Origin of the sequence: Bacillus sp. FSL K6-3176, assembly GCF_038003325.1 — a bacterium.
Taxonomy (GTDB): domain Bacteria; phylum Bacillota; class Bacilli; order Bacillales; family Bacillaceae; genus Bacillus; species Bacillus altitudinis.
Genome location: NZ_JBBOOX010000001.1, coordinates 2,574,738 through 2,590,499 on the forward strand (window position 1 = coordinate 2,574,738; position 15,762 = coordinate 2,590,499).

Sequence of the window (15,762 nt, forward strand, 5' to 3'; positions counted from 1 at the left end):
TTCGTACTATTTTATTATAGCAAACTTTTCCTTATGGCTGTTTGCTTTTTTCAAATCGAGCTCGTTCCATGACACATCTTCATTTTTTCGCCGGTGTTTCTATAGAGGCTCTTTTCCCTTCATGATGCCACTTTTCGTATAATCCACCGATCGCACGAAATGACTCATGGACTCTCTCCACGATCTGTTTATGGATACTAGGGTCATTAGGTAAATGTGTGTGGATGTTGTCCACTTGATATTGTCTCATCATGTCTAGATACACAGTTAGAAAGATGGTGTCTTCTAAAATCCAATAAATGACTTCATCCGCCTCTTTTGTTCTTTTATGAAGCACTTTAATCCCTCGTTCATATTGAATAAGAAAATAGCCGGCTGGATCAATTTCAATATAGGGGCTCAAATCATCAAAAAAACCAGTCGTTTGAAAAGGACGTGCAATATACGGTTCATATATGTCTTGGGGAAGAGATGTCTTTTTGAGACAACTGTCAATGCGCTTTATGAGTTCGTCTTTTTGCAAGATTTGATTCATTCTGATTCGCCGCCTTTGATGAGTGAAAAGCTGTCAAGGTTTTCCCTGACAGCTTTCTAGAATGTATTCTTCATTTTACAGGAACATGTAAACGGCACCAATAACCGCAAAAGTGCAGGCAACTACAATTAATACTTTGGCTAGTTTTTCCATGTCGTCTCCTTAAATGCCGGCTGCTACTACATAAGACAGCCCAACAGAAATAATGAGTGAAATAAACCCGACCGCTCTATTATCATTCTCAATCTCTTTGTCTACTTTAAATCGTGGTGTTAAAAATTCAAAAATGAAATAGCTGACAAGCAGCATCACAAAGCCGTATACGCCCCATCCGACCATTTGAAGAAGCGAGTTGTGCTGGGCGATGGAATGCTGAAAGACATTGGCAATCCCAAAAATCTTCCCGCCGGTTGCCATAGCAACAGCTAAGTTCCCCCGCTGAATCTCTTCCCAGTTTTTATAGGAGGTCACGAGTTCAAATATGGTCAGAAATAAGACAAGACATAGGACGGCCACGCTGTAATAGGCGGCAATTTCCACAAGTTCATTTTCCCAAAAGGCTTTCATGCGTTTTCTCCTTTTTACTTTAATTCGACGATGGTGACGCCTGATCCTCCCTCGCCTTGTTCTCCAAAACGAGCATTTTTTACACTACGGTGCTGTTTTAATAATTCCTGGACCCCTTTTCTCAAGGCGCCAGTGCCTTTACCGTGAATGATCGACACACGCGGATAGCCAGCTAAGACGGCATCATCTAAGTATTTCTCGACTCTGCTTAAGGCATTCTCATAGCGCTCTCCTCTTAAATCAAGCTCAAGTGATACATGATAGTCTTTTCCTTTGACCGCCGTGATGGCTTTCTCTTGCTTAAATTCCGGTGCTGATTTGATAAATTCCATATCTTTTTCTTTTACTTTCATTTTTAGAATGCCCATTTGGACACTCCATTCTTTGTTACCCGTTTGTTCGATGAGCGTTCCTTTTTGGCCAAACGTCAGCACTTTGACTTCATCGCCTGGCTTTAGCTGTCTTGCTGCTTTTTTCACTGGCTCTGGTTTTTTCTTACGGTCAAACTCAGGGACAGCTTCTTCAAGACGCTTTCTCGCATCAATGAGTTCATGTTCTTTGAATGAACGATGCTCACTTTTAATGGACCGAAGCTCTTGAATAATCTCTTCTGCTTCTTTTGTTGCTTGTTCAATTTTTTCTGCCGCTTTTTGTTCAGCTTCTTCCAGCAGTTTGTCCTTTTGTTCATTCCATTCAAGGATTTGTTTTTGCAATTCTTTATGGAGCTTCTCTGCTTCTTTTCTATAGAATTCCGTCTCATGCAGTTCTTCTTCTGCTTGTTTTTTGCTGTCTTCTAATGAAGCAATCATCTGATCGACTTCATTATGTTCTGCGTGCATATCTGCTTTTGCACGATCAATTAAATGATGAGGCAGTCCTAGACGCTTGGAAATTTCAAATGCATTACTTCGTCCCGGCACCCCGATGAGCAAGCGATATGTGGGGGATAAGGTTTCAATATCAAACTCTACACTCGCATTTGTGACGCCTTCTCGGTTATATCCGTATGCCTTCAGCTCAGGATAGTGAGTCGTTGCGATGACGCGCGCATTTGTTTGATGAACTTCATCTAAGATGCTCATCGCAAGTGCTGCACCTTCAGCAGGATCTGTCCCCGCACCTAATTCATCAAATAACACGAGTGAATTAGACGTCAAATGCTTTAAGATATCCACAATATTGACCATATGAGATGAGAATGTACTCAAGCTCTGTTCAATAGACTGCTCGTCTCCAATATCAGCAAAGACTTGATCGAATACAGCCACTTCTGATCCTTCTTCGACTGGAATATGAAGACCTGCCTGCGTCATCAGCGTAAGAAGTCCAAGTGTTTTTAAAGTGACGGTCTTACCGCCTGTATTTGGACCTGTGATGACGATCGTAGAAAAATCTTTGCCTAGCTCAATATCATTTGCCACAACCTGATCTCGTGGCAATAGGGGATGTCTTGCCCGTTTTAAATAAATCTCCCCTTGGTTATTCACAGTAGGTTTTGTGGCTTTTTCTGCTTTTGCATATTTGGCTTTGGCGAAAATAAAATCTAATGTCTGAAGTTCATTCACATTATGAAGCAATTCATCAATGTGCTCTGACACACTCGCTGTTAGCATTTGCAAAATCTTTTCAATCTCTTGCTTTTCTTTTAGGCGAGTTTGCTGCAAGGTGTTATTTAAATCCACGACCACCTGCGGCTCAATAAAAAGAGTTGCGCCTGAAGAAGATTGATCGTGAACAATCCCTCCATAATTCGAGCGGTACTCTTGTTTTACGGGAATGACAAACCGATCATTACGAATGGTCACAATGGTGTCTGACAGCATTTTCGTGGCAGATTGTGAACGAATCATTGATTCTAATTTATCTCGCACTTTTGATTCTAGTGATCGTAACTGCGTTCGTATGGTGCGGAGGGCTGGCGTTGCGTGATCAAGCACTTCTCCATTGTCACCAATACAGCTTTCGATTTCTTTTCTCACGTCTGGCAGTAAAATCAGCGATTCTGCATATGTATGAAGACGGGGTATCTCTACTCCGTCCTCATACATAGAGGCGAGAAAGTGCTTCATGTTTTTTGTGGTATATAACAGCGCCGCAATTTCCATCAGCTCAGAAGGGCTTAATATACTGCCTATTTCTGCTCGTTTGACGCCTCGTCTAATATCCGTTAACCCGCCAAATGGCGCAGATCCTTTTAAACGAATCACATCTTGCGCTTCTGCTACCTCTTCTAGCAGATGCTGAATGCTCTCGATATCTGTGAGTGGTATTAAGTCCTGCGCTTTTTCTTTCCCTAAAGTCGAAGCAGTATAGGACATGACTTTTTCTTTTACTTTATGAAATTCTAATGATGCTAACACTTTTTGTTGCAGCATGGTCCAGCCTCCTAACGACTACCTGTCACGCGTTAAAAACTTTTTCATCTCATCGAGAGAAAATGTATTCACGACATTTGCTTTTGGTGTCCAGCCCTTTCTTGCAGCTGTGACACCGACTTCCATATGATCGAGCATGGCGATGTTGTGCGCATCTGTGTTGATCATGATGTTCACACCCGCTTCGTTTGCTTTCATTAAATGCTCTGTTTTTAAATCAAGTCTTGACGGGTTGCTGTTTAGTTCCAGTGCAGTGCCCGTTTTTTTCGCAAGCTCTATGAGCTGATCAATATTTAAGGCATAGCCATCTCGTCTACCAATCAAACGGCCTGTTGGATGGGCAATTAAATCCACATGCTGATTATTCAAGGCATTTTCTAGGCGCTCCATAATGACTTCCTCCGGCTGAGAGAAGCTAGAATGAATAGACGCAATGACAAAATCCATGTCTGCTAGAAAGTCATCATCATAATCTAACGATCCGTCCGGCAGAATATCCATTTCGACCCCTTTGAAAATGTAAAAATGCTCGAATTCTTGATTCAGCTTGTCAATTTCTTTTGCTTGCAAACGCAAACGTTCTTTTGTTAAACCGTTTGCTACTTTTAAATATTGTGAGTGGTCTGTAATGGCCATGTATTCATAGCCTTTTGCGATACATGCCTCTGCCATTTCGCGAATAGAAAAAGCGCCATCACTCCATGTCGAGTGCATATGAAGATCGCCTTTGATATCTTTTCGTTCTACAAATTGCATACTTTCTTTATACGTATCAATCTCTGCTCCGGTTTCACGAATTTCTGGCGGAATGAGCGGAAGTTGGAAATGTGCATAAAAAGCGCTTTCGTCTTCAAATGTTTTCACATCCCCAGTTTCGATCGTTTCAACCCCATATTCACTAATACGCTCACCGCGCTCCTTCGCAAGCTGTCGCATACGAATGTTATGATCTTTTGAGCCAGTGAAATGGTGCAGCGTTGTTGCAAATTGGTCTGTTGTCACAAGCCGGAAATCTACACTGATTTCAAAATCAAGTGCAAGAATGACCGATACCTTCGTATCACCGCTCGCAATGACATCTTTGACATCATCAAGAGCAACAAGCTGCTTCCTCACTTGTTCAGGGTTGTCAGTCGCAATGATGTAATCTAAATCTTTAACCGTTTCACGCGCACGTCTTAAACTACCCGCTCTTGAAAAACGGATGATTCCCTCCATCTGTTCCAGCGCATCATCAATTCGCTCTGCCACATCTAATGCAAAGCCAATTGGTAGTCGTTCTGGCTGCTTCCCTGCCTCCTCAAGAGCGGCAAGAATCTTTTCTTCTGTTTTTTTGCCAAACCCAGCAAGCGTTTGTACTTTTTCCGCTTCACATGCTTCTTTTAAAGACTGTGCATCGTGAACACCAAGCTCTTGGTAGAGCTTAGCAATCTTCTTCCCGCCGAGTCCTTGCAATTTTAAGAGCGGGACAAGTCCTTCAGGCACTTCTTTTTTTAATTGTTCGAGTGTTTCAGACTGTCCTTTTTCGATATACTCTGTGATCACAGCAAAGGTTCCTTTTCCAATGCCGGGTAATGCTAATAGGTCATCTATTTGAGAAAGACTGCGGTCATCTTGTTCCAGTGCCGCAGCTGCTTTACGAAAGGCAGAAATTTTAAAAGGATTATCTCCTTTTAGCTCCATATAAACTGCAATTGTTTCAAGAAGTTTGATAATATCTTTTTTATTCATCTCTCATCCTCCAGCCGCTTTGGCATCTTCCTATATAAATATACAAACTTTCCCTTCATCCGACAACTTTCTGTCATGGAATGAGAAAAAACTTCTCCAAGAAAGGAGAAGTTCTTAAACTCCATACGTCGACCAGAGGTCTTTGACAAGACCGGACAGGTAAGGGGTGCTATTTACGATCACATCTGCTAACATTGATTTGCTCATCATGGTTTGAAGCGCATCGACTGGAAGTAATGCAGCCACAAACAATAGAATAAACACAAATAGATAGGTTTCAAGAAATCCTAAAACAGCGCCAAGCAGTTTGTTGACCTGTTTAATCACAGGGATACTTGCAATGGTTGTGAGCAATCCGCCGATGATAGCGAGCAGGATTTTGGTCAAGATAAACAGAATGATAAACGCAATGGTATTATAATAAGCTGTTTCTAGATTCCCACTAAAGAAAGCGAGCTGCGCTTGACCGCCGCTAAAATTAGGTGCTGGAATCCACGTAAGCTGTGGTGCAAGTGACTGATAAAACATAGAAGCCACTAAAATAGAAACAACAAAGCTAATCAATTTAATAAATTGAAGAATAAACCCGCGTTTTAGACCGACAAGCGTTCCCATAAGAAGCAAAAACAAAATGATGATATCGATCACGGTAATTTCATTCCTTTTCTTTTAGATGAAGCTCTAGTTTTTCGTATTGCTCTTTTAATTTCAAGTAGTCGTGGACGACATTGACTGCTGTCAGTACAGCTAATTTGTTTATATCAAGATATGGATTTTTTTCATTGATTTCTCTCATTTTATCATCAACAATTGAAGCAACATGTCGCATATGCATCTTCGTTTCTTGACCGATGATCGTATAGGACTGTCCGTAAATCTCAACTGTTGTTTTCGTTTTACCGCCGTCAGACAACGTTTCTCCTCCATTCCACGAGAATCCTAGTCTCTATCATAACATGTTTAGACATTGAATGGAAAGACGAGCCCTTCCCTGTTATGGTACACTTTAGAAATCAATGATATCAAGGTAAAAAGGAGTTATCCACTGTGCCCCAATCCGTCTTAAAAGCAACATCAGAAGACATGAAAAAAATGAAGAGCGTGTACGCTCAGCATTTAACTGACACTTTGCCGCCAGGCGCTCTTTTTCAAGCAAAGGTTCCCGGCTGTACGATTACAGCCTACAAATCTGGAAAAGTGCTGTTCCAAGGGCAAAAGGCAGAAGCTGAAGCAAGTCAGTTCAACCATTTACAAGCAGCTGAAACAAAAAGCAAAAAAACACCATCTATCACACAGTACAGCCCACCACCTGGCATTGCTTCCATGTCGGTTATTGGCTCAGATGAGGTCGGTACTGGCGATTATTTTGGACCCATTACGGTCTGTGCGGCTTATGTTGATTCCAGTCAGCTTGCTCTCATGAAAGAGCTCGGGGTGAAAGACTCTAAAGGACTAAAAGATCCGCAGATTATCAACATTGCCAAAGACTTGATCAAAACCATCCCGTTCAGCCTTCTCGTGCTTCGGAATGAAAAATACAATGCGATGCAGGAAAAGGGCATGAGCCAAGGGAAAATGAAGGCACTGCTTCATAACCAAGTCATCACCTCCGTGCTAGAAAAACTGGATGGCAAGAAACCAGCAGCCATTCTCATCGACCAATTTGCCGAACCAGGCATTTATTTCAGGCACCTTGCGGGGAAAAAGATCATTCGGGAGCGTACATATTTTAGTACGAAAGCAGAAGGCATCCACTTATCGGTTGCTGCAGCTTCTATTATTGCAAGGTATGCTTTTTTAATTGAAATGGATAAATTATCAAAAGCAGCGGGCTTTGACATTCCAAAAGGGGCCGGTCCGCATGTTGACAAAGCGGCAGCAAAGCTGATGAAACAGCACGGCGAAGAGGCTTTACGCCAATTTACAAAACTTCATTTTGCCAACACCCAAAAAGCGAAAAAATGGTTATAATTAAAAAAGAGCTATCGCCCATAAAGCGATAGCTCTCAGATTGTTGACAAAGGGCTAAAATGAACTTGATTTTAGCCCTTTGTCTTCTTTTCAGCGTGATAGAAAACCTTTGCAGTCTAGGAAGGACGAGCACTAGCACAGAGCGAATTTGACATTCGTGAGTACCAGCGCGCAGGACTGACAAAGAATGCGAGGGTTTGTCTACACGCTAAGAGCTATCGCCCATAAGGCGATAGCTCTTTTGATTATCCGCGCAAGACAGCTTGATACGTATCTTCTAATGCTTTCAATACGTTTGTATGAACAGCCGTGACTTCTTCCTCAGTCAACGTTTGTTCTGGGTTTAAATATTGCAGAGAGAATGCAACAGACTTTTTACCTTCTTCCATATGCTCACCCTCATACACATCAAAGACGGAAAGGTCTGTGAGCAATTGTCCGCCAGCTTCATAAATGACTTGCTCCAGCTGTCCGCTTGAAATATGCTGATCGACGACAAGTGCGATGTCTCTTGTCACTGCTGGGAATCTCGGAATTGCCGTATATTTCATATCCTCTGTTTCAGACGTCATTACATCTGTTAAATCAAATTCAAATACATACGTTTCTTTTAAATCTAATTCCTTTTCCACTACTGGATGAAGTGCAGCTACAAAGCCAATCACTTTTCCATTTAAATGAACATCGGCTGTACGTCCTGGGTGAAGGCCCTCACGCTCTGCTTGAACATACGTGATCTCTTCTGATACACCAAGCTTTTCAAAGAGCCCTTCTGCAATACCCTTCGCAACATAAAAATCGACAGCTTTTTTCTCGCCCTGCCAAAGATTTTTATGCCAAAGACCTGTTAACGCACCTGCCACATGCTCTTTCTCTACTGGTTTTGCCCCTTCCGTTTCCGCTAAGAACACAGAACCCGTTTCGTAAAAGGCAAAAGAATCAGCTTGTCTTGCTAAGTTATATGCAACAGAATCAAGTAAGTTTGGCAGAAGGCTTTGTCTCAGCACACTGCGTTCCTCACTCATCGGCAAGGAAAGTCTTGTTTGATAAGCTGGATTTAAAGCAAAGGCTGTGGACTTATGCTGATTCGTTAATGAATACGTAATCGCTTGAGAAAGCCCTGCGCCCTCTAAGAAACGTCTCACCTTTCTGCGCTTCACTTGGTATGGCGTGAGACCGCCAACGGTACCAGCTGTCGCAGGAAGTGTAGATGGAATATTGTCGTAGCCGTATAATCTCGCGACTTCTTCAATGAGGTCCTCTTCAATCGTAATATCCATTCTACGGGAAGGAACCGTTACAACAAGCACATCATTTGATTCGCCCACAGTAAAGCCTAGTTTGTTGAAAATCTGAATCATATCTTCTTTTGAAATGCTCATACCAAGCACCTTGTTCACACGCTCAGTTGATACGTGGATGACATTCATACTTGTTTCAAGGTGGTTTTCCTCAACTGTACCACTTAGCACTTCACCGCCTGCATAGGTGCTGATCAATTGCGCTGCTCTTTCGGCTGCTGATTTCGTCCGCTGCGGATCGAGCCCTTTTTCAAATCGTGTGCTTGATTCACTGCGAAGCCCTAAGTCTCTAGATGCTTGACGGACGGTTTGACCGTTGAAATATGCCGCTTCTAAAAGAATCGTTGTCGTCTCATCACGCACCTCTGATTCAAAACCGCCCATGACGCCTGCAACAGCATGCGCTTTTGTGCCATTTGTAATGACAAGATGCTTCGAAGACAATGTACGTTCTTGTTCATCCAGAGTTTGAATCATTTCATTTTCAGCCGCTTTACGTACGACCACCTGCTTTGAACCAAACCGGTCATAATCAAAGGCATGAAGAGGTTGACCGTATTCAAGTAAGACAAAATTCGTAATATCCACGACGTTGTTAATTGGGCGGATACCTGCATTCATCAATCTTGTTTGTATCCAAAGTGGTGCTGGCCCAATCTTTACATTTTTAATGATCTTCGCTGCATAAAGTGGATTCGCTTCTTGATCCTCAATTTTAACAGAAATATAGTCTGCTGCTTTTTCAGAAGAAGTGTCATGCGCTGTATCAGGAAGCTTGATGTCTCTCCCTAAAATGGCGGCAACCTCATAAGCGACACCTAGCAAATTAAGGGCATCGGCACGGTTTGGTGTTAAGCCAAGTTCAAGTACCGCGTCATCTAATTGAAGCGCTTGAAGGGCATCATCTCCTGGTTTCACGTCATTCGGGAAAACAAAGATACCTTCTGCATATTCTTTTGGTACGAGCTTGCTCTCTACGCCTAATTCTTGCAGAGAACAAATCATGCCATGAGACTCTTCACCGCGCAGTTTGGCTTTTTTAATTTTAAAGTTTCCAGGAAGGACTGCACCAACCGTTGCGACAGCCACATGCTGTCCTTTATCCACATTTGGAGCCCCGCATATAATTTGCACCGGTGCGTCTTCGCCGATATCAACAAGACATTTGTTTAATTTATCCGCATTCGGATGCTGTTCACGTTCAATGACGTGTCCAACGACAACGCCTTTGATGCCTTCGCCTTTATACTCAACGGCTTCCACTTCAATTCCGCTTCTTGTGATTTTCTCTGCTAATTCATCCGGCTGAATGCCTTCTAAATCGACATAGTCCTCTAACCATTTATATGAAACAAACATGTTGATTTCCTCCTCTTAGTCCTGCTTAAATTGCTTCGTGAATCTAATATCATTTGTGTAGAAATGACGAATGTCATCTATGCCGTATTTCAGCATGGCAATACGTTCAACACCCATTCCAAAAGCAAAGCCTTGATAAGTATCTGGATCAAATCCGCTCATTTTTAATACATTCGGGTGAACCATTCCTGCACCTAAGATTTCAATCCAGCCTGTTCCTTTACATACAGAACAGCCTTTCCCGCCGCATTTAAAGCATGACACATCAACTTCAACGGAAGGTTCTGTGAATGGGAAAAAGCTTGGGCGCAGTCTAATTTCACGATCCTCACCAAACATTTTTCTTGCGACTGTCTCAAGCGTTCCTTTGAGGTCACTCATGCTAATATTGTGATCGACCACAAGTCCTTCAATTTGCATGAATTGATGGGAGTGAGTGGCATCATCACTGTCACGTCTATATACCTTACCAGGGCAGATGATTTTCACAGGGCCTTGGCCTTTATATTTCTCAAGTGTACGTGCTTGAACGGGTGATGTTTGCGTTCTCATGAGTGTGTCTTCAGTAATATAGAAGCTGTCCTGCATATCACGTGCCGGATGTTCTTTTGGAAGATTGAGCGCTTCAAAGTTATAGTAATCTGTTTCCACCTCTGGGCCCTCTTCAACGGTATAGCCCATGCCGATAAATAAATCTTCAATATCTTCTACGACAATCGTTAATGGATGTCTTGCCCCGATTTTGATCGGACTTGCTGGTAATGTGACATCAATGGTTTGAGAAGCCAGTTTCTTTTTCACTTCTTCTGCTTCTAGCTGCTCATTTTTTTCAGCAATGGCACCAGCAATCTGCTCTCTCACTTCATTTGCAAGTGCGCCCATTTTTGGTCTTTCTTCAGCGGAAAGCTTGCCCATTCCGCGCAGCACTTCTGTAATCGGACCTTTTTTCCCTAAATATTGAACACGAATATCATTGACTTCTTTGAGCGAGCTGGCTGCTTCTACCTTCGCTATCGCTTCTGTTTCAAGCTGTTTTAACGTTTCTTGCATGAGTGTGATCCTCCTTTTGATATACAAAACCGCTCGGATAAACGGCTGTTTGATCGTTTGAAGACAATAAAAAAACTCGTTCCTCCATAAAAGAAGGGACGAGTTGTGGTCGCGGTACCACCCTTGTTAAGCACAAATATATGTGCGAATAAGCTTCATTGACATAACGGAATCAAACGAATCCGGTTCACCTTTACGCAAAACCTGCGGTCCCGGTGACAACTCCAGAGGTGAATTCCTGTTTCAGCATTCCTTAAATGCACTTTCAGTCTACGATGCATTCTCCCTATTAGGACGCTCCGTGAAACAATCTTCCTCTATCATGGTTTTTAAAATATTAGTTTCATTATAGTGAAAAATAGGACGTGTTGCAACACTATCCGCGCAAATGATAGACAAGAACCGCTGCTGCCACAGCCACATTTAATGATTCCGCTTGTCCGTACATTGGAACATATAAATTTTGATCTGTCATTTGAAGAATCTCTGGATCAATACCTGCTCCCTCGTTGCCTACAATTAACGCAAATGGACCTTCTGATGCTATGTGTCTATACTCTTTCGCATTTTTTAAAGCAGTGCCATATACAGGTATACCTTGCGCCTTTAATGCTGGAATTATCTGTTGAAGTGTTTGTTTTAAGATAGGCATGTGAAAATGAGACCCTTGTGCTGAACGGAGCGTTTTTCCGTTAAACGCATCAACGGTTCCGTCTCCTAGGATCACAGCATCAAGACCCGCTGCATCTGCTGTCCGAATAAGTGTGCCTAAATTCCCCGGATCCTGCACTGCATCTAACAGAAGCATTCGTTCATATTTTTTCTCCTCAAATACAGGAATTGTACAAACCGCTGCGATTTGCTGAGGTGTTTCCGTTTCCGTCATCGCAGTAAAAGCCTCTTCACTTAATTCATACAACTCAATGTCAGGCTCGATGTCAGCAGGGAGCATGTCAGGTGTTGTGATCATTAACTCTTTCACAACCCCGCTTTTTAATGCTTCTTCTACTAAGTGTTTTCCTTCAACAAGGAATAGCCCTGTTTTCGTTCGTTCTTTTTTTGTATGGAGCTTTTTCCATTGTTTAATGTGTGCGTTTTTAGCTGATTCTATATATTTCAAGCGACTTTAACTCCTTTAAATATCATGAATTTATTATATCTCAAGCACACTACATAATAAACCTGTCTTTGAGACAGAATAGGGCTATCACCATCAAAAAAGGAGTGTGGGCAATGGATTTTAATTTAAGAGGCGCAGTGATTCAAAACATTACTGGCCATAATCAAGAGCAGCTTGAGCATACGATTTTAGATGCGATTCAAAGTGGCGAGGAAAAAATGCTGCCAGGTCTTGGCGTTTTGTTTGAGGTGTTATGGCAAGAGGCATCAGAAGATGAAAAAAATGAAATTCTTGAAACATTAGAGCAGGGCTTAAAGCCTGAACATCAGCAATAACAGGAAGCCGGTTTGCTTATTTATGAGCAAGCCGGCTTTGTTCATTTAGCCAGTGATTGGCGTCTCCATTCGAAGAGCTGGATCGCGCCAAATCTCGATCCATTTTTTAATAGCGAACACGATAATGACAAAACCTAAAATCAGCATAATCATCGAAAGCACGGCGTTCAGTACACTGTAGCCAGATGCTTCAGGATTGAGATAGACATTCGCAACCATCCAATAACCCGCATAATTCACCGTCACATATAAGTAAGCAAGTGGAATTAAACAAGTCAACATATACCGTCTTTTATCCGCAATTTTTAACACAACCGTCGCCCCAATGATTAATCCGACCGAGGCCATTAGCTGGTTTGACACGCCAAAGAGTGCCCAAATGGACCCAATGTCTCCAGAGTAAAGCAAGTATCCCCACATAAAACAAGCAAGTGCACTTGCAAAGACTGACCCTGGTACCCAGTCATTTCGTTTCAGCGGTTTATATGCTTCTCCAAAGAAGTCTTGGATCAAATATCGCGCGACACGGGTTCCTGCGTCAATCGCCGTTAAAATAAAGACGGCTTCAAACATAATCACGAATTGGAAGAAATAAGAGGCCAAATGACTAAAGAACGGAATACCCGTAAAGATGTACGCCATCCCTACAGCTAATGTAACAGCTCCACCTGTTCTTCCTTCTAAGTCAAGACCGATTTCTTTGCTTAGTTGAGGAAGATTCTCGACACTCATACCAAGCGTACGGAACACTTCAGGTGTACTATTAATTGCAAAATAATCTCCCGGATGAAGCGCAGTAGCGGCAATTAACGCCATGATTCCCACTAAACATTCTACGAGCATCGCGCCAAACGCCACCGGCTTCATATCACTCCAACGATCTAGCATTTTTGGCGTTGTGCCAGAGCCAACAAATGCATGAAAACCAGAAATCGCACCACAAGCAATGGTAATCGAAATAAAAGGCCATACAGGTCCAGCTAAGACAGGCCCTCCTCCATTTACAAACTCCGTAAACGCCGGAAATTGGATGGTTGGATTAACCACAAAGATTCCCGCAATCAGCGCGATGAAAACACCAATTTTCATAAAACTGCTTAAATAGTCTCTTGGTGCCAAAAGCAACCAAACCGGCAGGGCCGCAGCAAAGAACGCATAGATTGGCAGGGCAAGAGCAAGCGTTTTTGTATCAAGTGTTAACAAATCTCCAAGTGCTGTTCCTTGAATATTCGGTCCAAGGAATACCCCCAACATCAGTAATATGAATCCCGCAGATGTCGCCAGCTTTAAATTGCCTGTCTTTTTATAATAAAGGCCGACTCCCATCGCTATTGGAATGGTAATACCAACTGCAAAGGTTCCCCAAGGATTTCGTTCTAAAGCATGAAGCACAACCATGGACAGTCCTGCCATTGTAATTGTAATAATAAATAACATGGCGAGCCCTGTGCAAAATCCTGCAACAGGACCAAGCTCCTCTTTCGCTACCTCGGATAGTGATTTCCCCTTTTTTCGCATCGAAGCAAACAAGACCACAAGATCATGAACAGCTCCGCCAATCACCGCTCCAATTAAGAGCCAAAGGAGACCAGGTAAATACCCAAATTGTGCGGCTAAAATCGGACCAACTAATGGACCAGCAGCGGCAATTGCAGCAAAGTGATGCCCAAATGTGACCCATTTGTTTGTTGGCACATAATCTTTCCCATCCTCGAGTGCATGAGCCGGTGTAGGATGATCATCTGTGACCTTTAGTACCTTCACCATCATAAACGTGCCATAGAGGCGATAGGCAATCGCTAAAATACACATCGATCCTATCACAATTGAAACCGCATTCATTTAACCATCCCCTTTGTATAAACAATTTGTTACAAATATAACATAAATTGAGTGATTTTTCTTTCTTTTAAAACCTAGTTGACAAATAGGAATAATTGATTTAATCTAAAATAAGCTTCACCTACTTCCATAAACTCTCTTTTGACAGAGCCTCAATTGGCTCTGTCCTTTTTATTGATTTCATCTTACATAAATACAAGATAGATCACATGTGCCTTCCTCACTAGAAAAATATCACTTCATTTACTGAAAACAGTTCTTTTGACACAACTTACATTCCAAAGTTCATTTCCTGGGAAATTCAACGCAATTAAAAAACCTTTCCCCATACTGAGGAAAGGTTTTATCATTAAGAACCGTACGTAATTTGTTCGACCGTTTTTTGATCAAGTCTTTTGATGACTTCTGTTAAAAGCTTCACCGCATTTTCATAATCATCTCGATGAATCATGGCTGCATGGGTATGAATATATCTGCTTGGAATCCCGATGGATAGTGATGGAACGCCATGACCTGTTAAGTGAATACCTCCAGCATCTGTTCCTCCACCTGGCATGGAATCATATTGATAAGGAATGTTTAATTCATCTGCAGTTTGGACAACAAAATCGCGAAGCCCTTTATGAGAAACCATGGAAGCGTCGAACACAACAATCGTTGGTCCTTTGCCAAGTTTGCTTGTTGCTTCTTTTTCAGTAATACCTGGTGTATCACCTGCTACTCCAACATCAATAGCAAATCCAATATCAGGCTGGATGGTAGCTGCAGCTGTTTTAGCTCCACGTAAGCCAACTTCCTCTTGGACAGTTGCTACACTGTATGCAATATTTTCATGCTGAGTATCCTTTAAATTCTTCATGACATCAATCGCTACTGCACAGCCGATACGGTTGTCCCAGGCTTTTGCAAGAAGCATTTTTTCGTCATTCATTACCGTAAACTCAAAGTAAGGTACGATTTGATCTCCAGGGAGGACGCCCCATTCCATTGCCTGTTCTTTGCTCGAAGCCCCAATATCAATGAACATATCTGTGATTTCGATTGATTTCTTTCGTGCTTCTGGTGATAAAACATGTGGCGGTTTAGAACCAATCACACCTGTAATGTCTCCTTTTTTCGTCACAATGGTGACACGCTGCGCCAGCATCACTTGAGACCACCAGCCACCGACCGTTTGAAAACGAATATAGCCTTTGTCATCGATTTTTGTCACCATGAATCCTACTTCATCTAAGTGACCAGCAAGCATCACTTTAGGCCCATTTGCATTTCCTTCCTTCTTAGCAATTAAGCTGCCAAGGCGGTCTGTAGAGACTTCATCCGCATATGTTTCTATGTATGACTGCATGACTTTTTTTACATCACGTTCATTTCCTGGAATCCCTTTTGCATCCGTTAGGTCTTTCAGCATAGTTAATGTTTGATCTAGTTTTGTCATTCTGTGTATCCTCCTTTTTCTTCATGGTGCATTCTTATTATACAAAACCTCTTTCGTTCAATACGATCTTTTTATGAATATTTTTTCGTTAATCGAAATATTTTTTTTAAAAAAGTTGAAACCTTTTGTCTTTCTCAT

The 15,762-nt window shown here is 42.1% G+C and carries 13 protein-coding genes; 2 read left to right on the forward strand and 11 right to left on the reverse strand.

The features are described 5' to 3' along the window. Positions 1 to 79: 79 nt before the first annotated feature. The 6 genes from MHB38_RS13410 to zapA all read right to left on the reverse strand — a co-directional run bounded on the left by MHB38_RS13410 (position 80) and on the right by zapA (position 6,121). A complete protein-coding gene (locus MHB38_RS13410; RefSeq protein ID WP_017358248.1) occupies positions 80 to 535 on the reverse strand; it encodes an Imm63 family immunity protein in 456 nt (151 codons plus the stop codon). A 162-nt stretch (positions 536 to 697) separates the two neighbouring features. Then, entirely contained in the window at positions 698 to 1,102 is a 405-nt protein-coding gene (locus tag MHB38_RS13415) for a DUF350 domain-containing protein (RefSeq protein ID WP_007501637.1), read from the reverse strand. A 14-nt stretch (positions 1,103 to 1,116) separates the two neighbouring features. Next, the gene (locus MHB38_RS13420; protein WP_046527238.1) at positions 1,117 to 3,474 is read right to left on the reverse strand and encodes an endonuclease MutS2; all 2,358 of its coding nucleotides are present in this window, start codon (positions 3,472 to 3,474) and stop codon (positions 1,117 to 1,119) included. Between the two features lie 21 nt (positions 3,475 to 3,495). After that, positions 3,496 to 5,208, reverse strand: coding sequence for a DNA polymerase/3'-5' exonuclease PolX (polX, locus tag MHB38_RS13425; protein ID WP_046527236.1), 1,713 nt, complete (start codon positions 5,206 to 5,208; stop codon positions 3,496 to 3,498). A 114-nt stretch (positions 5,209 to 5,322) separates the two neighbouring features. After that, the gene (locus tag MHB38_RS13430; protein WP_008345997.1) at positions 5,323 to 5,856 is read right to left on the reverse strand and encodes a CvpA family protein; all 534 of its coding nucleotides are present in this window, start codon (positions 5,854 to 5,856) and stop codon (positions 5,323 to 5,325) included. Between the two features lie 7 nt (positions 5,857 to 5,863). After that, on the reverse strand, positions 5,864 to 6,121 hold the full coding sequence (zapA, locus tag MHB38_RS13435) for a cell division protein ZapA (protein ID WP_008345998.1): 258 nt from the start codon (positions 6,119 to 6,121) through the stop codon (positions 5,864 to 5,866). Between the two features lie 134 nt (positions 6,122 to 6,255). On the opposite strand from zapA, the gene rnhC reads away from it, so the two are divergent. Further along, positions 6,256 to 7,179 carry a ribonuclease HIII gene (gene rnhC, locus MHB38_RS13440; RefSeq protein WP_202734296.1) on the forward strand — a complete coding sequence of 308 codons (924 nt, stop codon included), beginning with the start codon at positions 6,256 to 6,258 and terminating at the stop codon, positions 7,177 to 7,179. A 245-nt stretch (positions 7,180 to 7,424) separates the two neighbouring features. On the opposite strand, the gene pheT is transcribed toward rnhC, so the two are convergent. From pheT to MHB38_RS13455, 3 genes are all read right to left on the reverse strand, one after another. Beyond that, a complete protein-coding gene (gene pheT / locus MHB38_RS13445) occupies positions 7,425 to 9,839 on the reverse strand; it encodes a phenylalanine--tRNA ligase subunit beta (protein ID WP_046527307.1) in 2,415 nt (804 codons plus the stop codon). Between the two features lie 15 nt (positions 9,840 to 9,854). Next, the gene (pheS, locus tag MHB38_RS13450) at positions 9,855 to 10,889 is read right to left on the reverse strand and encodes a phenylalanine--tRNA ligase subunit alpha (protein ID WP_008346004.1); all 1,035 of its coding nucleotides are present in this window, start codon (positions 10,887 to 10,889) and stop codon (positions 9,855 to 9,857) included. A gap of 376 nt (positions 10,890 to 11,265) precedes the next feature. Then, positions 11,266 to 12,009: a TrmH family RNA methyltransferase gene (locus MHB38_RS13455; RefSeq protein WP_025207761.1), complete on the reverse strand. Its 744-nt coding sequence runs from the start codon at positions 12,007 to 12,009 to the stop codon at positions 11,266 to 11,268. A gap of 113 nt (positions 12,010 to 12,122) precedes the next feature. On the opposite strand from MHB38_RS13455, the gene sspI reads away from it, so the two are divergent. Then, the gene (sspI, locus tag MHB38_RS13460; RefSeq protein WP_008346010.1) at positions 12,123 to 12,344 is read left to right on the forward strand and encodes a small acid-soluble spore protein SspI; all 222 of its coding nucleotides are present in this window, start codon (positions 12,123 to 12,125) and stop codon (positions 12,342 to 12,344) included. Between the two features lie 45 nt (positions 12,345 to 12,389). Here the strand turns inward: sspI and cstA are convergent, their stop codons facing one another. Beyond that, positions 12,390 to 14,186: a carbon starvation protein CstA gene (gene cstA / locus MHB38_RS13465; RefSeq protein WP_039168858.1), complete on the reverse strand. Its 1,797-nt coding sequence runs from the start codon at positions 14,184 to 14,186 to the stop codon at positions 12,390 to 12,392. Positions 14,187 to 14,535: 349 nt separating this feature from the next. Further along, complete coding sequence (locus MHB38_RS13470) at positions 14,536 to 15,624, reverse strand: M42 family metallopeptidase (RefSeq protein WP_017358255.1); 1,089 nt, start codon at positions 15,622 to 15,624, stop codon at positions 14,536 to 14,538. Positions 15,625 to 15,762 lie beyond the last annotated feature (138 nt).